Here is a 19,616-nt window from a genome sequence, read left to right on the forward strand (position 1 = left end):
CAACTTTCGCATTGACCAATGAAGAACTCGCTTAAAGCTCTTTTTACCCATTTTTTTGTTACCGTTTTTTTTGTCCTCGTTGCCTTGGCCTATTTTCACCCGGTTCTTCAGGGAAAGGTCATTGAACAATCGGATATCATTCAGTTCACGGGTATGGCCAAGGAACAGAATGATTTCAGGAAACGAACCGGGGAGGAACCGTATTGGACGAATAGCGCCTTCGGAGGGATGCCCACCTATCAATTGGGAGCTTACTATCCACACGACTACATAAAAAAATTGGATAGATTGATTCGCTTTTTGCCCCGTCCGGCGGACTATTTGTTTCTGTATTTCATAGGATTTTATATACTACTTTGTTGTTTAAAAGTAGAGTATCGTCTTGCAATTTTAGGGGCCTTGGCATTTGGCTTCTCAACATATTTGATCATTATTCTGGGTGTGGGACATAATGCCAAAGCCCACGCTTTGGGGTATTTGCCCGTACTATTGGGGGGAATTGTATTGACCTTTCGAAAAAAGTACCTTTGGGGCTTTGTGCTGACCGCTCTTGCCATGGCCTTGGAGGTTGTGGCCAACCATTATCAAATGACATACTACGGTATGTTGTTGATTCTGATATTGGGCCTCGTATATCTTGTTTATGCCATAAGAAAGAAGCAAGTAAAACACTTTTTTATTTCCGTCGGAATTTTGGTGGTGGCCGTGGCCTTAGGTATCGCGGCCAATGCTACCAGTCTTATGGCCACAAAGGAATATGCCGATTGGAGTACCCGTGGAAAATCCGAATTGACCATAGACTATCAGGGTAATCCCAAGGAGAATCTAGATGGCTTGGACAAGGAATACATTACCCGATGGAGTTACGGAATTTCGGAATCCTTGAATTTATTCGTACCCCGTCTTTTTGGAGGGTCTTCCTTTGAAAATTTGGGAGAAAATTCGAAGACGTATCGTTTTTTGATTGATCAGGGCATTCCCCGTAGCCAGGCCCTTAATTTCTCAAGTGGAATGGCCTTGTATTGGGGTGACCAACCGACCACCTCGGGCCCGGCCTACATCGGTGCCATTATCTTTTTTCTTTTCATTTTGGGAGTCATTTTGGTAAAGGGAAAGGCAAAATGGTGGCTTTTGGGAGGCACCTTATTGTCCTTGTTCCTGTCCTGGGGAAAGAATCTTAGCCTTCTGACCGATTTTATGATCGACTATTTTCCGCTTTATGATAAATTTCGCGCGGTTTCTTCCATACAGGTAATTTTGGAGCTTTGTGCCCCGGTTTTGGCAATTTTGGCCCTACAGGTTCTTTTTAAGGATACGGTTTCAAAATCGGGCAAATTAAAGGCACTTAGAATTTCGTTTTTTATCGCTTTCGGGCTTGGGATTCTATTGTTTTTGGTGAAGGGGATGTTTGATTTTTCGGGCTATCATGATGACACCTTAAAGCGATATTATGGGGAAGAAATGCTGGATCTTATCCAATCCGATAGAAAGGCGGTGTATACCAGTGACCTTTTTCGCTCCTTGATCTATGTGTTTTTGGCCGCTTTGGTTATTTGGTTGTTTCTGAAAGAAAAAATCAAAAGGAATGCTATGGCCATTCTGCTTGGGCTATTCGTGGTATCCGATTTGGTCGGTGTAAACCTCAGGTATGTAAACGGAGAAAACTTTATAGCCAAAAGGCGTATGACGCGGCCATTTCAGGAAACTCCGGCGGATACTGAAATTCTTAAGGACACGACCCATTTTAGGGTTTTTGATCAAACCCAGGGCTTTGAAGGCGCACGCACCTCCTATTTCCATAAAACGATATCCGGTTATCATGCCGCAAAACCTGCCGGTATGGAAGACTTGTTCTATTTTCATATTGCTCAAGGCAACATAGGGATACTTAACATGTTGAACGTAAAATATGTAATTCAACAAGATGAAGAGGGTAGGAGTTACCCAGTGTTGAATCCCGATGCCAATGGTAGCGCCTGGTTTGTAGAAAAGTTATTGCCCGTGGAGGATTCCAATACCGAAATTCTCGCTTTGGATAGCTTGGATACCAAAAGAAATGCCCTTGTCAATACGACTAAGTTTCCTAGTGTCAACCGGTTCAATTTTACCGTGGATTCGATCGCATCCATCTCCTTAAGGGATTACGAGCCCAATCATTTAACGTATAAATCCAAAAATTCCAATTCAGGGGCGGCCGTTTTTTCGGAAATGTATTATCCCCAGGGTTGGAATGTATATGTGGATGGAAAGCGCAAAAAGCATTTTAGGGTCAACTATGTTTTAAGGGCACTGATGCTTCCGGAAGGGGAGCATACCATTGAGTTCAAGTTTGAACCGGAAATAGTCGTTAAGGGAAGTCAAATTACCTTGGCAAGTTCTATCCTCCTGGGATTGGTGATTCTAGGGGGACTGGGATTTACCTTTTGGAGCTCCCGAAGAAAAGAAAAAGGAACCACCCCATGAAAAGGGTGGTTATCATCACCTATTATTGGCCGCCTGCCGGCGGGCCGGGAGTACAACGATGGTTGAAGTTTGTAAAATACTTGCCTGAATTTGGGATAGACCCCATCGTTTTTGTACCGGAGAATCCGCATTATCCCATTCTGGACAATTCGCTGTTGGATGAAGTTCCCGAGGGGGTTGAAATCCATAGACAGCCCATTTTTGAGCCCTATCGTTTTGCGGCAATCCTTTCCAGAAAAAAGACCAAGCGTATTAGTTCGGGGATTATCCGAACCGGAAATCAATCCACTTTGGAAAAAGTGATGCTATGGGTTCGAGGTAATTTTTTTATTCCGGATGCCAGGAAATATTGGGTGAAATCCTCGGTACCCTACTTATCCGAACTTATTACAAAAGAAAACCTTAAGACTATTATTACCACCGGGCCACCGCATAGTGTTCATTTGATTGGGCAGCAATTAAAGCAGAAGCACCAGTTGAAATGGATTGCGGACTTTCGGGATCCTTGGACTTCCATCGGTTATCACAAGAAGCTTAGACTCACCCCATCCTCCCAAAAAAAACATAAAGCCTTGGAACGTTCGGTACTTAATGGGGCAGATTTATTGTTGACGACAAGTGATACTACGAGAAAGGAATTTCAAGCCATAACAAAAAAACCTATCGAATTGATAACCAACGGTTTTGATTCCAATTACACGGGAGGGGCCGATTTGGATGACACCTTTACGATTTCCCATATCGGATCTTTGCTTACAGGTCGGAACCCCGAGAATCTATGGAAAGTACTATCGGAAATCGTAAGGGAAAACGAAACTTTTAGAAAGGACTTGCAGTTGGAATTTCTCGGAGTAGTAAGTGAAGACGTTATGGATAGTCTTCATGAGAACGGACTTGCCCCATATATTCATCTTAAGGGCTATGTATCCCATGAACAGGCACTTCATAGACAAAGGGAAGCGCAGGTTTTACTTTTGGTAGAAATAGATTCCGAAGATACCAAAGGGATCGTTCCGGGAAAACTATTTGAATATATGGCGGCTAGGCGTCCTATTCTGGCATTGGGCCCCGAGGATTGGGATGCGGGTACCATTATTTTAGAGACAAATACGGGCGATGTGTTTCGTTACCAAGAGTATTCCCGACTAAAAAATGTACTTTTAGAATGGTTTGCCGCATATCGGCAAGGAAAATTAAACGTGGGGTCAAAAGATATTGAAAAATATAGCCGTAGGGCCTTGACCCAACAACTGGCCGAATATCTCTAATGGGTATAGTATTAAGACAATCGTTGAGCAACACTGTGATTACCTATCTGGGATTTGGTATTGCCGCCGTAAATACCCTCTTTTTGTACACTCGGTTTTTAACCGATGAATACTACGGTCTGGTAACGGTAATTCTCTCCACCTCGGCTATTTTAATGCCGCTAATGGCCTTTGGTGTGCCCAACACCCTGGTTAAATACTATAGTACATTTTCTGACGGTCAAAATTCAGACGGTTTCCTAAGCCTGATGTTGTTTTTGCCCTTACTGCTGATACTGCCACTCGCTGCCATCTCTTTTTTTGCTTATGACGCCATTGGCAATTTTTTATCTCGGGAAAATGCCATCGTCCGCGAACATGTATGGTATATTTTTTTGATTGGAATGGCAATGGCCTATTTTGAAATATTCTATGCTTGGGCCAAGGTTCAAATGAAATCGGTCTTCGGAAATTTTATGAAAGAAGTATTTAATCGGGTTATGATCATGATTCTCTTGATCCTGGTTCATTTTGAATTTATCACGGTACCTGATTTTTTGAAGGCATTGGTCGCACTTTATCTATTACGGACAATTCTCATGAAGGTATATGCCTTTCGGTTGCGGATGCCCAAATTGACCTTTAACCTACCATTAAACACCAAAAACATCATTGACTACAGTGCGTTGATCATTTTGGGTGGATCTGCGGCCATAATCATTCTGGAAATTGATAAGTTCATGATCAACCAATTTGTTCGGATTGAAAATGTGGCTTATTATGGAGTGGCTGTTTATATAGCTACCACCATAATCGTACCCTCGCGATCCATGCATCAGATAACTTATCCGATTACCGCTGAATTGTTGACGAAAAATGATATTTCAGGACTAAAAATGCTCTATCAAAAAAGTTCCTTAACGCTCTTTATCGTTTCGGGATTGTTGTTTTTGCTTATCCTGCTTAATTTGAACGACTTGTTTCTATTGCTTCCCGAAGAATATCGAAATGGCCTTATTATTGTATTTTTTGTTGGATTGGCAAAGGTCTACGACTCGGTTTTAGGGAACAACAATTCCATTCTTTACAATTCCGAGTACTATCGCTCCTTGTTGGTTATGGGGGTACTACTCGCCGTTTTGATAATAGTATTCAATTTTTGGCTTATCCCGAACTATGGTATCGAAGGGGCTGCATTTGGAACTTTTTTAGCCGTTTGCCTATATAATACCATTAAGTTGCTCTATGTAAAATCCAAATTCGATATTCAACCTTTTACCTGGGCAACCCTTAAGGTGTTGGTGCTTTTGCTCCTCATGGGTCTGGTCTTTTATTTTGTGCAATTTCCTCTTCATCCTATCGTAAACATCCTGCTCAAAGGTATACTCATAACGGCCATTTATACAGGTGTGCTTTATCGGTTTAAACTGTCCGAAGATGTTTCTAATTTGATTTCCAGAATTTTGGGAAAGATTCCACCTAAATTGTAAGTGCCTACCAACTGGTACAATTTGGAGCTTTGTTCAGTACAGGCGGATGACCTTGTTAGTTGTTTGATCGGTTCCACGGGACTTTTCAATAAACCAGATAATTGACCTATATTCCGAATGTGAACCAAAACGAAAAACCCCGTAGCGGACGGATCCAACTACGGGGCTAAACAACTAACCAACCTAAAAACTATTTTAATATCTCCTGGAACTTCTGGATTGTGATCGAGTTCCGTTATTTCTTGTACTTCTAGAAGTAGCTTTATTTACCGTTTTTCTTGAGTTCCCACGTGAGGCAACGTTGCTGCTTCTATTTCTTGTCGGTGCCGCTTTTCGTACCGACCTATTTGTTGTTGCCCTTTGTGGACTTTTATAGGTCTTGGTACTACGCGTTACCGTTCGTTTGGTCACCTCATTCCTCTTGGGATTGCGTACCGTAGTAGAACGTTGTGTAACCGTTTTTTGTCTTGCGGGCCGGGCATCGGCCTTACGGATGTTACGGTTCTCTATTTTTCGAGTTCGATCTACCGCTGTCCTTCGCGTATTGTTGGAACGTATGGCAGCATCCCTGCGTACCGTTCTATTGTCGTTTCGCGAAACATTACCTCTTTGGGTGACCGAGCGATTTGTACGTGCCACGGTATTGTTTCTTCTAGTAACGTTCCTCTCTGTCCTAACGGCTTCCGCTCTTCGGGCATTGTTACGGGAAACATTACCTCTTTGCGTTACCGAACGATTGGTACGTGCTATATTGTTGTTCCTTCGGGCGACACCTCTGTCCCTACGAAGGGTTTCTGCTCTTCTAGCGTTATTCTGGCGTACGGCCACCCTTCTATCGTTTCTATAAATTCGGGCGCGCTCCCTGCGGACCTGGTTGAACCTGTGTTCTCTTCCAATTCTGGCAAAGGCCCTGCGCGTATTATATCGGTATGGTCTGTGCCAAGTATATCGGATAGGGGTATAAAACCTTCGATACGGTCTGTTGTACACTAAACAGAATCCCAAGGCGGGCCTTACAAAGAACCTATGGAAGGGCCTAAAGATATAACGTCTGTTATACACATTAATAAAACCGGTATGGTAGGCATATACTCCGTTATTGTAAAAAACGTTCATGCCGCCTAATCGGGATACAAACCCATTACGATAGTTTATAAAAATGCCACCGATTTGTGCTACACGGCCAAAATGGTCGTAAAAAACGGGTACGTTTTCCACTTGTATCACCGCACCATAATCATCATACTGAACAAAAGGATTATAATCGAATCCCGAGTTGAAAGTAAAATTGGTACGACCAATATTGACATTGGCGCCAAAATTGACTCGGTTGTCTATATAAAAATCAAATTCGCCATCTGGATAAACCGAAAATGTAATACCGTCCTCTACAAAGATGAAGGAGTTATTGAATCGGTATGCACTGCTCATTGCAGTGTAATTTTCCGGGCTTACAGCTTGGGTACCCATGGTTCCCAAGACTAGGGCTGTAAATAAGAGTACTAACTGTTTCATGATATGCGATTTTAAACCTGTCTGTCGACAGGCAGGTTTTGGAGGCAACTATTTGCATTCCGATTATGGGAAATCAAACAGCGTGCCAAAATATCTCAAAAATATATAACTTCTTGTTTTTTAGATACTTAAAACGAATCCTAACAAATTCATAAAATCTAACCGATAATTTTAAGTTTAGAGTCCAAGGACTGAGAGCGTGATTCCTTACATGTTGGAAATCAGTATCAATAAAGGGAATTTTTAAGGTTTGAAGAAGGGAAATATAGGGTATAGTTGGTGGTCAAGGGAATAGCGGAAATGCTTAATTCATTTCCAAAAAGGTAGTATTAAAAAGGCCAACTTTCACGATTCAAAAGACTTTTATAGCCCTTGACCTATAATTTCTCCCTTAAATACCTTGCCGTATGGGACTTTTTGTTTTGTATTACCTCTTCCGGTGTCCCTTGGGCCATAAGATTGCCACCGTTTTCTCCGCCCTCCGGCCCAAGATCAATGATGTAATCGGCACATTTTATGAGTTCAATATTATGTTCAATGACCACAATGGAATGGCCACGGCCCAATAGGGCATCAAAAGATTTCAACAGTTTTTTAATGTCATGGAAATGGAGTCCCGTGGTAGGCTCATCAAAAATGAACAAGGCCTTGTCCTTAGTAGTTCCCTTTACCAAAAAAGAGGCGAGTTTAATCCGTTGTGCCTCTCCACCGGAAAGCGTAGAGGAGGATTGTCCCAAGGTAACGTAGCCGAGACCCACATCCTGCAAAGGCCTTAATTTGGTAACGATCTTGTCTTGTTTTCCATGCTCAAAAAAACCGATGGCATCGTCAATGGTCATATCCAGGACATCACTAATGGATGCGTCATTAAACTTTACCTCCAACACTTCTTTTTTGAACCGCTTACCGCCGCAGGCATCACACTCCAAATGTACATCGGCCATAAATTGCATTTCCACGGTAATCTCACCTTCGCCCTTACATTTCTCGCAGCGACCGCCGTCTACGTTAAAAGAAAAGTGCTTGGCCTGATATCCGCGAATCTTGCTTAATTTTTGTGAGGCGAACAGAGATCGTATATCGTCATACGCCTTAATGTAGGTAACCGGGTTTGAACGCGATGAACGACCAATAGGATTCTGATCCACAAATTCCACATGCTTAATACTTTGGTATTTCCCATCTGCCGAAGTGTGCTGTCCCGCTTTTTCACCATAACCGCCTACTTTCTTTAAGATAATGGGGTACAGCAGTTTTTTTACCAAGGTACTTTTGCCGCTTCCGGAGACACCGGTAACCACGGTAAGCATGTTTAAAGGAAAGGAAACATCAATGTTTTTAAGATTGTTCTCACGTGCTCCCTTGATGTCTATATGATTTTTTGAGGTCCTTCGCTCCTTGGGTATCGGTATCTCCTGCGAACCATTCAAATAGCTGGCAGTGAGCGATTGCGATTTCAGTATTTCGTTTAAGGGACCATAGGCTACCACTTCACCGCCATGGGTTCCTGCTTCCGGACCAATATCGATAACCTCATCGGCAGCCTTCATGATGTCCTCGTCATGTTCCACCACGATTACGGTGTTGCCCAAATCCCGCAACGATTTTAGTACTTCGATTAAGTTCTCCGTGTCCTTGGGATGCAGTCCAATGCTGGGTTCGTCCAAAATATACATAGAACCCACCAAACTACTTCCTAATGAAGTAGCAAGATTGATGCGCTGGCTTTCTCCCCCGGAAAGGGTATTCGATTTGCGATTAAGCGTTAGGTAACTTAAGCCTACCTTGTCCAAGAAACCCAGACGGGTGTTGATTTCCTTCAATAAGCGGGAAGCAATTTTTTGATCGTGTTCCGACAACTTCAATTCCTTAAAGAATACCACCAATTTTTTTATCGACAGTTCCACTAGGTCGGAAATCGATTTTCCATCCACTTTTACATAATCGGTCTCCTTTCGCAATCGTCTCCCTTTGCAGCTATTGCATTTGGTCTTACCGCGATAACGGGAAAGCATTACCCTGTTCTGGATCTTATAGCTTTTCTCCTCAAGCTTCTCAAAGAATTTGTCCAGTCCGGTAAAATGTTCATTCCCGTCCCAGACCAATTGCCTTTGCGCTTCGGATAACTGAAACCAAGGTTTGTGTATCGGAAAATCGAATTTATAAGCCGTATTCACCAATTGGTCCCGATACCAACCCATGCTCTCTCCACGCCAGGGGAAAATAGCGTTTTCATAAACGGACAAGGAAGTATTGGGAACCACCAAATCCTCATCTATCCCGATTACATCGCCATACCCTTCACATTTTGGACAGGCCCCGTAGGGGTTGTTAAAACTGAACAAGTGTACATTGGGTTCCAGGAACTGTATGCCATCCAATTCAAAGGAATTGCTGAACTTCACTTGTTTTCCCAAAGGGAGTTCCTCTATGATACATGTACCTTTACCCTCAAAAAATGCCGTATCCACGGCATTGGCCAATCGATTGTAGAAATCCTCATCGTCCTTCGTGATAATGCGATCCACCACCAAATCGAATTCGCGACCAATATCGTTTGGCGCGTTATCAATTCGTATAACCTCTCCCTGGTGTTTTATCCGGGCGTACCCTTGCTTGGAAAAAAGTTGAAGCGATTTTTTGGGATCTCTATCGGATTTAATTTGTATGGGCGCCAGCAGCAATAACTTTTCACCTTCGGGATACCCTTTTATATAGTGTATTACATCCGTCACCGAATGTTTTTTCACCTGCCTTCCTGAAATTGGGGATATGGTCTTGCCGATACGGGCATAGAGCAGTTTTAGATAATCGTAAATTTCAGTGGTGGTGCCAACGGTGGAACGGGGATTGGTAGAGTTTACCTTTTGTTCTATGGCAATGGCCGGGGCTATCCCTTTAATATAATCCACTTTGGGCTTGTCCAATTTTCCCAAAAACTGGCGCGCATAGGAAGAAAGACTTTCCACATATCTTCGCTGCCCCTCCGCATAAAGTGTATCAAAGGCCAAACTGGACTTCCCGGAACCCGAGAGGCCGGTAATCACTACCAACTTGTTTCTGGGGATTACTACGTCTATATTCTTCAGATTGTGCAACTTGGCACCTTTGATAATGATGTTTTCCTTAGGGTTTTTATCTAAAAGAGTAGCCATATGTAGTTTTAGGGCCATAAAGATAAGACATGCATTTTTCAATCCCCAATATTGTGTAGGTTGCATCAAAAATTGTAGGGATGACCACACATTTTTTTTTCAGTCACTTAATTTTTTCTATATTTGAACTCAACAAAATGTTAAAACGCCTATAGTAACAACACTACTTTTTTAGAATTAGAGCAATAACCCACAAGGCCTTTTCCCCAAAGAGGTCGCTAATTTTAACTAATAAAAGTAGTCGTTATGGAACATCAAGTTGAAGACTCCCTACTCATTAAAAGATACATCGACGGAGACGAAAGGGCACTCGCCACGTTAATTGACCGTCACAACCAACGCATCAGTAGTTTTATATACTCCAAGGTAAACGATCGGGAAGTAACCGAGGACATTTTTCAGGATACCTTTATGAAGGTGATCAGAACCTTTAAAAGAGGCACCTATAGTGAGGAGGGTAAATTTCTACCCTGGGTAATGCGTATATCCCATAATCTCATTATAGACCATTTTAGAAAGAATAGAAGGTTGCCCATGTTCGAAGGGGCCGATAGCTTTAACATTTTCGCGGTAATCGGTGACGAAAAGTTAAACATCGAAAGACAGATTATAAAAGATCAGATAGATAGTGATCTTACCTTGCTCATAGAGGAGCTCCCCAATGAGCAGAAAGAGGTATTGCTGATGCGTATCTATAAGGATATGAGTTTTAAGGAGATATCAGAAAATACCGGTGTCAGCATCAATACCGCTTTGGGCCGTATGCGTTATGCACTTATCAACCTTAGAAAGCTAATAGACCAGAATAACATTGTTTTAACGAATTAATAGGCCGTAGGTCGAGCGTATTGACTATATTTAGTACCGTTTCGTTCTCTATTGAAACAAACGGAAAATAACATGGAAAAACTTTACGCAAAAAACCGAAACAGGTGTAAACTTGTTAAAGCCAAACCTGAAACAGTGGAATTTCTACTGAATTATTCTAAATCGTTAAAGATTACAAAGGCAAAAGGAATAGAGTTTGAAAGTAATATGAACTAAGAAAAATAAACAAGAATTTAAAACCCTCAAGGTATCTCTTGCCTTGAGGGTTTTTCTTTTGATATCGTTCGTAAACTGCCTACCACCCGTATTATCCCTACAAAAAACTTATACCACCCTTACCGGTATGTTTTGTTCCTGCAACTGTTAATATTTGGTTTTATTGTGGCCAAAACCAAAAAAATGCGATTTCACATCAAAAAGAGAGTGTTTGACAACATAGTTTTTTCCGCTCTGACCGATTTATCTAGTTTTAGGTCATAATTAAAAAACAAGAGTCGAACAACACTCAAAATAATTAATCTAACAACTTAAAAGCTTACCGCTCGGAAGCCCCTAATCTTGACCAAAAAAGCAATCTTTATGGAACTACAAATAGAAGATTCAGTATTAGTAAGAGACTACATTAGCGGAGATGAAAAATCTCTGGAAATATTGATCAATCGTCACAACCAACGAGTTACCAGTTTTATTTACTCCAAAGTACTGGATCGTGATATTACCGAAGATATCTTTCAGGATACCTTTATCAAAGTAATCAAGACCCTGAAAAAAGGAACGTATAGCGAAGAGGGCAAATTTTTGCCCTGGGTAATGCGTATAGCCCACAACCTTATTATTGACCACTTTAGGAAGAACAAAAGAATGCCCATGTTCGAGGGAAGTGATGACTTCAACATCTTTTCAGTAATCGGGGACAGTAAACTCAATGCCGAAAAGCAAATTATACAGGATCAAATTACCTCGGATCTAAGACATCTAATAGAGGAATTACCGGATGATCAAAAAGAAGTTTTGATCATGCGTATCTACAAGGATATGAGCTTTAAGGAAATATCCGAAAACACGGGAGTAAGTATCAATACAGCATTGGGAAGAATGCGCTATGCCTTAATAAACCTTCGAAAAATCATCGATAGGCACAACATTGTTTTAACAAATCAATAGACTTAGGACCGTATAAACAATATTTCCATTTTAGTTGCGTTATTTATGATAACAATACATCTAATATGGAAAAAATCTACTCTAAAAAGGAAAAGGACTATCGCATTAAGGCTTGTGCAGGAACGGTAAAGTTTTTACTAGATTATTCCAAGGCCTTACATGTAGTAAAACACAAGGAACTGACGTTCGAAAACATTCTAAACTAGATAAAGGCCTGCTACTTGCGGGCTTTTTTAGTTTTCTGGTATTCTTCCAAGACCTTTTTTCGTCCAATTGTTCTGGTAATGATGTCCTTCTCCAAATCCCAGCCCCGAGCGGGGGAATAGTCACGGCCATACCAGATAATCTGCAAGTGCAAATTGTTCCATAATTCCTTGGGAAACAATCTTTTAGCATCCCTTTCTGTTTGAACTACGTTTTTACCATTGGAAAATCCCCATCGGTACATGAGTCTATGAATATGCGTGTCAACAGGAAAAGCAGGTATTCCAAAAGCTTGGGAAACTACTACGCTTGCTGTTTTATGTCCCACTGAGGGAAGCTCTTCCAAAAGGTCGATATCTTTTGGAACCTGTCCCTGGTATTTGTCGATTAAAATTTGGGAAAGTCCATGGATTCCCTTGGATTTCATAGGTGAAAGCCCTACAGGCTTTATGATTTCTCGGATTTCATCAACGGTCAGTTTTACCATGTCGTAAGGATTATCGGCCCTTTCGAACAACAAAGGTGTAATTTGGTTTACCCGCACATCCGTACTTTGTGCCGACAACAAAACTGCTATCAATAGGGTATAGGGATCTTTATGCTCCAAGGGAACTGGTATCGTTGGATATAGTTTGTTGAGAGTGCTAATAGTAAAATTTACTTTTTCCGTTTTCGTCATTTTTTGTTTAACTTTGTTTGAAAATATTTAAACATAAACACATAATTAATTCAATGAACACATTACGATTAGGAGACCAAGTTCCCTCATTCAGCGCTAAGGATCAAGATGGCAATACTATTAATTTATCCGATTACAAGGGAAAAAAATTGATCGTTTTTTTCTATCCCCGGGCCAACACTCCGGGCTGTACCGCCGAAGCCTGCAATTTAAGGGATAACTATGCAGAGCTACAGGCCCAAGGGTACGAACTACTGGGGGTAAGCGAGGACTCACAAAGGAAACAATCCAATTTTAGGAAAAAGTTTGATTTCCCTTTTCCCTTATTGGCGGATGAGGATCATACTGTAATCGACGCCTTTGGGGTCTGGGGCCCTAAAAAGTTCATGGGTCGCGAATTCGATGGCATACATCGCAAAACCTTTGTTATCAATGAGGAAGGTAACATCTCCAAGGTCATTGACAAAGTAAATACCAAAGATCACGCCGCCCAGTTGCTAGACGGTTGATCTTCCCAAATTTTAAAGCCCTTGATAAAGGGCTTTTTTTATTGTTCCTATAAGGCGTAAACGTCTGAAATATTAACCTAAAAAACATGTTATTTAGTTTTCTGGTTTAGGTTTTTCCTTTACTTTTCCGGTTACAATCTTTTTGCCCTAAGCAAATTAATGTGCCAGTTATGAATAAGGAAGGAATAATGGAAATGATCGCGCTTTTGGAACGTATCATTGAGGCTACGGAGCGTCTGGAAAAGAAGTATGCCAATCAGCTTTCCAAGGTACACCCCAAATTTGCAAAGAGTGCCATTAACCTTCTACATTATAGGGCATTTCGTAGATTTGACATCAAGGATTTACAAAATGGGCTGTCCCAACTGGGCTTGTCAAGACTTGGTAAATCAGAGGCCCATGTGTTGGCAAGCCTGAACATCACCAAAAGTGTTCTAAAAAGCTTTTTGGAGCCCAGGAAGATTACTTCCGAAGACACCTATCTCAGTATAGAACAAGGTAATCAGTTGTTACCTTTGAATACAGATGCCCTCTTGGGAACCAAACCTGAAAAAAGACCGGTACGTATTATGGTAACCCAACCTACGGAAACTGCCCAAAATACGGACTTGGTCGACGAAATGGTTCAGTCGGGAATGGATATGGCACGGATAAACTGTGCCCACGATTCCCCTGAGGTTTGGGAAAAGATTATCAACAATATAAGGCGTGCCAGTAAGAATTCCTCCAGAACCAGTAAGGTCTGTATGGATTTGGGAGGCCCAAAAATTAGGACTGGAACCATATATAATGGATCCGATGTAGTGAAGTACAAACCTTCAAAAGATAGGAATGGCAAAGTGTCCAGTCCCTTACGGATTTCTTTGGTATCAGATCTTGGGGCAGCTCCCAAAAGTACACAAAACTGTTTGCAGCTACCTCAGGATTGGATAGAACGTCTTGAAACCGGGGATACTATTAAATTTTTTGATGCCAGGGGAAAACATCGGAAATTTATTGTTCGTGCCCTTTTTGAGAAGGGGGTAGAGGTATATGCCCATAAGACCTGCTATCTGAAAAGGGGTATGGAAGTCTCCGTTTATAAAGAGGCCAAAATGTACACCGCTGCCATAAAGGAAGTTCGTTCATCCTCGGATCGGTTCTTGGCACTTAAGACAGGTGACACCATAATACTGGAGAAAAAGGGAACCCATTCAAATAACAGGGATCAAAAAACAGGAACTATCAATGCCAGGATTTCATGCACTTCGGACGCGGTTTTTGACTATGTAAGGATAGGTGAGCGGATCCTGTTCGATGACGGGAAGGTAACTGGGAAAATAATCGGTCTTACATCATCGACAATGGATATTACCATTACCCGTGCCAAGGCAACAGGTAGTATTTTACGGGAGGACAAGGGTATAAACTTTCCGGATACCGATCTTAAGATCAGTGGGCTTACCGAAATCGATAAAAACAACCTACCGTTTATTGCCAAACATGCCGATGTAGTCAATCTATCCTTTGTAAACCGAAAGGATGACGTTCAGGAACTTATTGAGGAACTGGGCAAATTGCCTGAGGGGAACCAATTGGGCATAATTCTCAAAATTGAAACGAAAGCAGGTTTTGACAACCTTACTGAAATACTCCTGACCGCTATGCAGGTCTATCCTATTGGGGTAATGATTGCAAGGGGCGATTTGGCCGTAGAATGTGGTTGGGAAAATATGGCCATGATCCAGGAAGAAATACTTTCCCTATGTATGGCCTCCCATATCCCTGTAATCTGGGCTACACAGGTTTTGGAGAATTTGGCGAAAAAAGGCATTCCCTCCAGACCGGAAATAACCGATGCGGCGATGTCCCAAAGGGCTGAATGTGTGATGTTGAACAAAGGCCCCCATATCGTCAGGACAATTAAACTGTTAGATCATATCCTGGCCGGCATGAGTCATTATCAGTATAAAAAATCGCCCATGTTCCCCTTATGGACATAAGCCTAAGAGAAGAAATATTCGAAAAGAGCTTGTAATGGAGAACCTTCGGGGTTATGTCTTGGCCTCCTCCTTTTGTTTTACCATTTTACGGGTAAACAAATTCTTCTCCTTAATGGTCTCGGCGATTCCTTCCGGAAGCATGTCCTCCCAACCATCTTCATTGTTGATCAACTTTTTTAGGACATCCCTAGAGAAAATGTGCATGATTTCCGGGTCATAGTCAATGATATCCATAACCTTTCCATTATACTTAAAGAATTTGTACAATTCTTTCATTCTAGGGTGTACCTTAATGTTGTTGCTGGTCATGATCTGACCGGTTTCGGCATTCTTCATGGGATAAAGATATACCTGTAATTCCTTAAAGAACAGCTTTCCGAAAGCTTCAAGGATGCCACCGCTTAAATGCCTGTAATACTTTTCATCAAAAATATCCACGAGGTTGTTGACGCCCATCGTTAAGCCGATATGGGCTTTGGTGTAGTTATTTAAATACTCTACCAGGCGGTAATATTCCTGAAATTTGGATATCATGACCGTGTGTCCCAAAGAACATAAAAGTTCGGCCCTATCCATGAAATCCTGTTCATCGATCTCCCCGTGGGCCTTTAGGTTGGAAAGTGTAATCTCAAATATAACTATGGCCTTATCAATATCTACGGCCGGATCTCTAACAAAGATATCATAGGACTTCTCGAACATGTCCATATTTACCTTGGTTACCGGTCTAAAACTGCCCCTTAACGCCAAAATGTTCTTTTTGTATAGTATTGCGGCCGGAAGCAGATTGTTGCCGTCCGGGCCGAACATAACGGCATCCGTCATATCATTGCGTATGAGCTGTAAACTCATAAGCCGGTTGTCCACACCCTTAAAATTGGGGCCTGAGAAGTTTACCATATCAATTTCAATGGTATCCTGATCTATGTGGTCATATAGATATTTTAGAAGTTTTCGTGGTTTATGGTACTTATAGAATGCACCATAAATAAGATTTACACCAACTATGCCCAAGGTTTCCTGCTGTAAGCGGGCCTCATTTTGCTTAAATCGTATATGTAGGATTATCTCGTCGAATTCCTTTTGATGTGCATCCAATTGAAATCGGATGCCGACCCAACCGTGACCCTTATATCGTTTTGAAAAATCTATTGTGGCAACGGTATTGGCGTATGCGAAAAACAAACGTTCGGGATGTGTGTCTCGGCTAATCCGCTCTCCCATAAGTCGCATTTCATGCGAAAGCATTTTTTTGAGCCTGGATTGTGTCACATACCTACCATCTTCCTCTACCCCGTAAATTGCATCGCTAAAATCTTTGTCATAGGCACTCATGGCCTTGGCAATGGTACCCGAGGCACCGCCGGATCGAAAGAAATGGCGTGCTGTCTCTTGGCCCGCACCTATTTCGGCAAAGGTTCCGTAGATGTCCGGATTTAAATTGATTCTTAGGGTCTTGGCCTTTATGGAAGGTATATTTTCAAACGCGGTGTCCCGTTTTAAAACTGAAGCCATTTCATGAAGTTTGCTGAAAACAAAGTTAAAAAGAATGGGTAATCTAATAAATAAATAAGTTATAAATTTGAAATAAATAGACCAAGGGTTGAGAATCACGTTTTTGGGCACGGGAACATCACAGGGAATCCCGGTAATCGGGAGTAGTCATCCCGTATGTCTCAGCAATGACCACAAGGACAAAAGATTACGGGTCTCAGTACTTTTATCTTGGGACGATTATAATTTTGTTATAGACTGCGGTCCCGATTTTAGACAGCAGATGCTCACCCATGAAGTTTCCAAACTGGACGGTATTCTCTTTACCCATGAGCATGCGGATCACACGGCCGGAATAGACGATATACGGCCTTTTTTCTTTAGACAAGGCGATATTCCCATTTATGCCCATGAACGTGTAATTTCTTCCTTACGGCAACGATTCGATTACATTTTCGCCGATGCCAACAGGTATCCCGGTGCCCCGGCGGTAGAGGTTAACCTTATAAAAAAGGACAAGCCCTTTAAGATAGGGGATACCATGGTGATGCCTATAGAGGCCCAACATAATCGATTGCCCGTTTTGGGGTATCGAATAAATGACTTTACCTACTTAACGGATGTTAAGACGATTGCCAAGGAGGAATTGGAAAAAATAAAGGGTTCCCAAGTCTTGGTGGTCAATGCCCTTAGGGAAGAACCCCATCATTCCCATTTTAACTTACGGGAAGCTATCGCCTTTTCGGAAAAGGTGGGTGCCCCAAGGACATATCTTACCCATATCAGCCATTTACTGGGTTTTCATGAAGATGTAGAAAAAAAACTGCCAAAAGGTGTACTTTTGGCCTATGACAATCTGGTCATAACCCTTTAATCCAACAGATGAAACGAGCATTAAGAAATTTTAGACATTTTTCACAAAAGGGAATGTTTAAAATTTTTAATGCGAGAGCGTAGCGGTTACATTCGTTCTCAATTTTATAATTAGCATCTAATCAGATAATTATAAAGATTTAAACGTATGAAAAATAAAATCTTTCTCTATTTATTTGTTTTTACGGCTTTGATCGGCCTATATCTTTTTGTGAGCAGCGGAAATATGCAAAAAGCAAAGGATACCCAAATTGAAAGGCTAAATGCAGGAATTGCCAAGCTTCAGGATTCCGTTCAGAAACTGAACATTAAAATTTTGGATGTACAACATTTCTCCTTGGAGAAAAATGATTATGCGCTGGAGTACTACGACCATTTAAATCTTGAAAACCCGGAACGCTATATTGCCGATAAGTTACTGGAAACCAATGAAAGAAAAGGGGATAATCCGCTGATACCCTATGAAGGTATGGAAGGCGATTTCAAATTAAATAAAATCAATGTCCTGAACCACCGTTGGATCTTGGCCGAGTTTACCGATGGGAAACACTGGGGCGAGATAATCTTGGAATATGAACTAAAGGATGATATGGGCGTAGACTTTACCCTGTCCAATCACTTGTTATACTCCAGCACTTTTTAGATTTTGTCATTCAGCCATTTTCGGAATGAATGAAAATTCTGGGGGGATACCCCATGTCCTACGGGAAATTCCTCATAAATATGTTCTATCCCGAGATTTTTTAGAAAATCGGGCACTTTTTGGGCCCATTCCGGTGGAATTACTTGATCAACCTGCCCATGGGAGGCATAAATCTTCAAATGGTCAAATTTCTTTTCTTCATAAGCCTGGGCCAAAATCCTTTCGTTGATATATCCGCTAAGGGCAACCACATTTTTTATCCGTTCCGGGTAGGAGAGGGCAACCGCATAACTGAGGATAGTACCTTGACTAAATCCCAATAAGCTTATGTTGTCCGTATCCAGATGATACGTTTTGCACGCTTCATCAATGAAATGCATGATTTTCTCCCGGGAAGACCTGGCCTGGTCATCATCGCTCCATTTGCCCTGTTCGGCATCAAAATTAATGGCGTACCAAGCAAAACCAAAGGGTTGTAGGGTATACGGAGCCCTGACCGAGATAACGCACAGCTCCTTGGGAAGTTCCGATGCAAAGGAAAAAAGGTCTTCTTCATTGCTGCCGTAGCCATGGAACATGAAAAGTACGGGCGGCCTACCTTCCGTTATGGAAGAAGGTCTAATAAGATGTTCCAATGATAAGGGGGCCGTCGTCATCTAGGGAATAAAAGTAAACCATTTTTGAAAATAAAGACCCAGTATCGGTATCGTTTTTTCCTCTCCTTTTAAGGCACCCAAAAAACCGTAAAACCAGAGTGCAAGATAAGAGATGTAGAGCCCGTACCAGGCGTAAGGATTGAACCAAACGCTCAGGAAAAGGGCAAAACCCAAAAAGCACAAATGAAGACCAAAGGCCTGTCTTGTATGGAACCTGGCAAAACTATTTTTGGGTTCCACGTTCATGGTAATGGCGATCAAAGCGCCCACCATGGTTAAATAAGCCACGATGGCCGTGGTCTTTCCTTCATTTGTTTCTTTCACTTTGTAAGAAAGTTAGTAGTAAAAAATAAGATTCAATGGTCTCTCCCATAAAAAATCAGAAATAGGGTTACCCTATTTTACCGATAATGGGTACGGGTTCCTCCTTTAAATTAATGGCGTTGATAAGTCCAAGTATCCAAAGGACTAAGACCCCCAGTCCGATAATGGTGGAAATAATGGACAGGGAAGATGGCAATATGGCACCTAAGGCGGAGTTGGCAATTCCCAAAACCGCAATTCGAAATGACTGCCCGATATGGAATTTGGCAAAGGAATTATTCTTGGAATTGTTCATGATAAAGGCGATAATCAATCCGATAATGGTGATGTAGGCAATTATGGCGATTGTCCTTCCATCTTCTTTTGTTTGCTGACTCATCTTCTGAAAAT

General features: G+C 41.7%; 17 protein-coding genes. 10 read left to right on the top strand and 7 right to left on the bottom strand.

What is annotated here, in order from left to right; all coding sequences use genetic code 11:
- The first annotated feature begins 18 nt into the window (after window positions 1-18).
- The 3 genes from ACO06Y_RS15415 to ACO06Y_RS15425 are packed head-to-tail and all read left to right on the top strand — an operon-like array spanning window position 19 to window position 5,200.
- Window positions 19-2,463 (top strand): YfhO family protein, encoded by a 2,445-nt coding sequence (locus ACO06Y_RS15415; RefSeq protein ID WP_422079880.1) that lies wholly within the window; start codon window positions 19-21, stop codon window positions 2,461-2,463.
- The gene (locus ACO06Y_RS15420) at window positions 2,460-3,731 is read left to right on the top strand and encodes a glycosyltransferase family 4 protein (RefSeq protein WP_422079881.1); all 1,272 of its coding nucleotides are present in this window, start codon (window positions 2,460-2,462) and stop codon (window positions 3,729-3,731) included. The genes ACO06Y_RS15415 and ACO06Y_RS15420 overlap by 4 nt, the downstream gene beginning before the upstream one ends.
- Window positions 3,731-5,200: a lipopolysaccharide biosynthesis protein gene (locus tag ACO06Y_RS15425; RefSeq protein WP_422079882.1), complete on the top strand. Its 1,470-nt coding sequence runs from the start codon at window positions 3,731-3,733 to the stop codon at window positions 5,198-5,200. Before ACO06Y_RS15420 ends, ACO06Y_RS15425 begins: the two co-directional genes overlap by 1 nt.
- 195 nt (window positions 5,201-5,395) lie before the next feature.
- Here ACO06Y_RS15425 and ACO06Y_RS15430 read toward each other — a convergent pair whose 3' ends face one another.
- A complete protein-coding gene (locus ACO06Y_RS15430) occupies window positions 5,396-6,715 on the bottom strand; it encodes a hypothetical protein (protein WP_422079883.1) in 1,320 nt (439 codons plus the stop codon).
- Between the two features lie 377 nt (window positions 6,716-7,092).
- On the bottom strand, window positions 7,093-9,870 hold the full coding sequence (gene uvrA / locus ACO06Y_RS15435) for an excinuclease ABC subunit UvrA (protein WP_422079884.1): 2,778 nt from the start codon (window positions 9,868-9,870) through the stop codon (window positions 7,093-7,095).
- Between the two features lie 246 nt (window positions 9,871-10,116).
- Between uvrA and ACO06Y_RS15440 the strand changes: the two genes are divergently transcribed.
- The 3 genes from ACO06Y_RS15440 to ACO06Y_RS15450 all read left to right on the top strand — a co-directional run bounded on the left by ACO06Y_RS15440 (window position 10,117) and on the right by ACO06Y_RS15450 (window position 12,068).
- Window positions 10,117-10,698 carry a sigma-70 family RNA polymerase sigma factor gene (locus tag ACO06Y_RS15440; RefSeq protein WP_422079885.1) on the top strand — a complete coding sequence of 194 codons (582 nt, stop codon included), beginning with the start codon at window positions 10,117-10,119 and terminating at the stop codon, window positions 10,696-10,698.
- A 579-nt stretch (window positions 10,699-11,277) separates the two neighbouring features.
- Window positions 11,278-11,862 (top strand): RNA polymerase sigma factor, encoded by a 585-nt coding sequence (locus tag ACO06Y_RS15445; RefSeq protein ID WP_422079886.1) that lies wholly within the window; start codon window positions 11,278-11,280, stop codon window positions 11,860-11,862.
- A gap of 65 nt (window positions 11,863-11,927) precedes the next feature.
- Window positions 11,928-12,068: a hypothetical protein gene (locus ACO06Y_RS15450; RefSeq protein WP_422079887.1), complete on the top strand. Its 141-nt coding sequence runs from the start codon at window positions 11,928-11,930 to the stop codon at window positions 12,066-12,068.
- Window positions 12,069-12,079: 11 nt separating this feature from the next.
- Here the strand turns inward: ACO06Y_RS15450 and ACO06Y_RS15455 are convergent, their stop codons facing one another.
- Window positions 12,080-12,745, bottom strand: coding sequence for an endonuclease III domain-containing protein (locus ACO06Y_RS15455; protein ID WP_422079888.1), 666 nt, complete (start codon window positions 12,743-12,745; stop codon window positions 12,080-12,082).
- 53 nt (window positions 12,746-12,798) lie between these two features.
- Between ACO06Y_RS15455 and bcp the strand changes: the two genes are divergently transcribed.
- Window positions 12,799-13,254, top strand: a complete 456-nt coding sequence (gene bcp / locus ACO06Y_RS15460) for a thioredoxin-dependent thiol peroxidase (protein ID WP_422079889.1) — start codon at window positions 12,799-12,801, stop codon at window positions 13,252-13,254.
- 170 nt (window positions 13,255-13,424) lie between these two features.
- Complete coding sequence (locus ACO06Y_RS15465; protein ID WP_422079890.1) at window positions 13,425-15,236, top strand: pyruvate kinase; 1,812 nt, start codon at window positions 13,425-13,427, stop codon at window positions 15,234-15,236.
- Between the two features lie 51 nt (window positions 15,237-15,287).
- Here ACO06Y_RS15465 and ACO06Y_RS15470 read toward each other — a convergent pair whose 3' ends face one another.
- Window positions 15,288-16,751, bottom strand: a complete 1,464-nt coding sequence (locus ACO06Y_RS15470; protein ID WP_422079891.1) for a TonB-dependent receptor — start codon at window positions 16,749-16,751, stop codon at window positions 15,288-15,290.
- Window positions 16,752-16,839: 88 nt separating this feature from the next.
- Between ACO06Y_RS15470 and ACO06Y_RS15475 the strand changes: the two genes are divergently transcribed.
- Both ACO06Y_RS15475 and ACO06Y_RS15480 read left to right on the top strand, forming a co-directional pair.
- Window positions 16,840-17,604 carry an MBL fold metallo-hydrolase gene (locus ACO06Y_RS15475; protein ID WP_422079892.1) on the top strand — a complete coding sequence of 255 codons (765 nt, stop codon included), beginning with the start codon at window positions 16,840-16,842 and terminating at the stop codon, window positions 17,602-17,604.
- A 147-nt stretch (window positions 17,605-17,751) separates the two neighbouring features.
- Complete coding sequence (locus ACO06Y_RS15480) at window positions 17,752-18,246, top strand: hydrolase (protein ID WP_422079893.1); 495 nt, start codon at window positions 17,752-17,754, stop codon at window positions 18,244-18,246.
- On the opposite strand, the gene ACO06Y_RS15485 is transcribed toward ACO06Y_RS15480, so the two are convergent.
- The 3 genes from ACO06Y_RS15485 to ACO06Y_RS15495 form a co-directional block, all read right to left on the bottom strand.
- The gene (locus tag ACO06Y_RS15485) at window positions 18,243-18,902 is read right to left on the bottom strand and encodes an alpha/beta hydrolase (RefSeq protein WP_422079894.1); all 660 of its coding nucleotides are present in this window, start codon (window positions 18,900-18,902) and stop codon (window positions 18,243-18,245) included. The genes ACO06Y_RS15480 and ACO06Y_RS15485 overlap by 4 nt on opposite strands.
- The gene (locus ACO06Y_RS15490) at window positions 18,903-19,226 is read right to left on the bottom strand and encodes a hypothetical protein (RefSeq protein WP_422079896.1); all 324 of its coding nucleotides are present in this window, start codon (window positions 19,224-19,226) and stop codon (window positions 18,903-18,905) included.
- A 67-nt stretch (window positions 19,227-19,293) separates the two neighbouring features.
- Window positions 19,294-19,605: a hypothetical protein gene (locus ACO06Y_RS15495; protein ID WP_422079897.1), complete on the bottom strand. Its 312-nt coding sequence runs from the start codon at window positions 19,603-19,605 to the stop codon at window positions 19,294-19,296.
- Between the last annotated feature and the right edge of the window lie 11 nt (window positions 19,606-19,616).

Source organism: Ulvibacterium sp., assembly GCF_965228935.1.
In the GTDB taxonomy this organism is placed as follows: domain Bacteria; phylum Bacteroidota; class Bacteroidia; order Flavobacteriales; family Flavobacteriaceae; genus Ulvibacterium.

Excerpts from the sequence above, each read along its gene's own strand:
- ACO06Y_RS15470 (WP_422079891.1), bottom strand. The coding sequence starts at position 16,751 with ATGGCTTCAGTTTTAAAACGGGACACCGCGTTTGAAAATATACCTTCC.
- ACO06Y_RS15465 (WP_422079890.1), top strand. The coding sequence starts at position 13,425 with ATGAATAAGGAAGGAATAATGGAAATGATCGCGCTTTTGGAACGTATC.
- ACO06Y_RS15455 (WP_422079888.1), bottom strand. The coding sequence starts at position 12,745 with ATGACGAAAACGGAAAAAGTAAATTTTACTATTAGCACTCTCAACAAA.
- ACO06Y_RS15450 (WP_422079887.1), top strand. The coding sequence starts at position 11,928 with ATGGAAAAAATCTACTCTAAAAAGGAAAAGGACTATCGCATTAAGGCT.
- ACO06Y_RS15415 (WP_422079880.1), top strand. The coding sequence starts at position 19 with ATGAAGAACTCGCTTAAAGCTCTTTTTACCCATTTTTTTGTTACCGTT.
- ACO06Y_RS15445 (WP_422079886.1), top strand. The coding sequence starts at position 11,278 with ATGGAACTACAAATAGAAGATTCAGTATTAGTAAGAGACTACATTAGC.
- ACO06Y_RS15480 (WP_422079893.1), top strand. The coding sequence starts at position 17,752 with ATGAAAAATAAAATCTTTCTCTATTTATTTGTTTTTACGGCTTTGATC.
- ACO06Y_RS15420 (WP_422079881.1), top strand. The coding sequence starts at position 2,460 with ATGAAAAGGGTGGTTATCATCACCTATTATTGGCCGCCTGCCGGCGGG.
- ACO06Y_RS15485 (WP_422079894.1), bottom strand. The coding sequence starts at position 18,902 with ATGACGACGGCCCCCTTATCATTGGAACATCTTATTAGACCTTCTTCC.
- ACO06Y_RS15425 (WP_422079882.1), top strand. The coding sequence starts at position 3,731 with ATGGGTATAGTATTAAGACAATCGTTGAGCAACACTGTGATTACCTAT.
- bcp (WP_422079889.1), top strand. The coding sequence starts at position 12,799 with ATGAACACATTACGATTAGGAGACCAAGTTCCCTCATTCAGCGCTAAG.
- uvrA (WP_422079884.1), bottom strand. The coding sequence starts at position 9,870 with ATGGCTACTCTTTTAGATAAAAACCCTAAGGAAAACATCATTATCAAA.
- ACO06Y_RS15440 (WP_422079885.1), top strand. The coding sequence starts at position 10,117 with ATGGAACATCAAGTTGAAGACTCCCTACTCATTAAAAGATACATCGAC.
- ACO06Y_RS15430 (WP_422079883.1), bottom strand. The coding sequence starts at position 6,715 with ATGAAACAGTTAGTACTCTTATTTACAGCCCTAGTCTTGGGAACCATG.
- ACO06Y_RS15495 (WP_422079897.1), bottom strand. The coding sequence starts at position 19,605 with ATGAGTCAGCAAACAAAAGAAGATGGAAGGACAATCGCCATAATTGCC.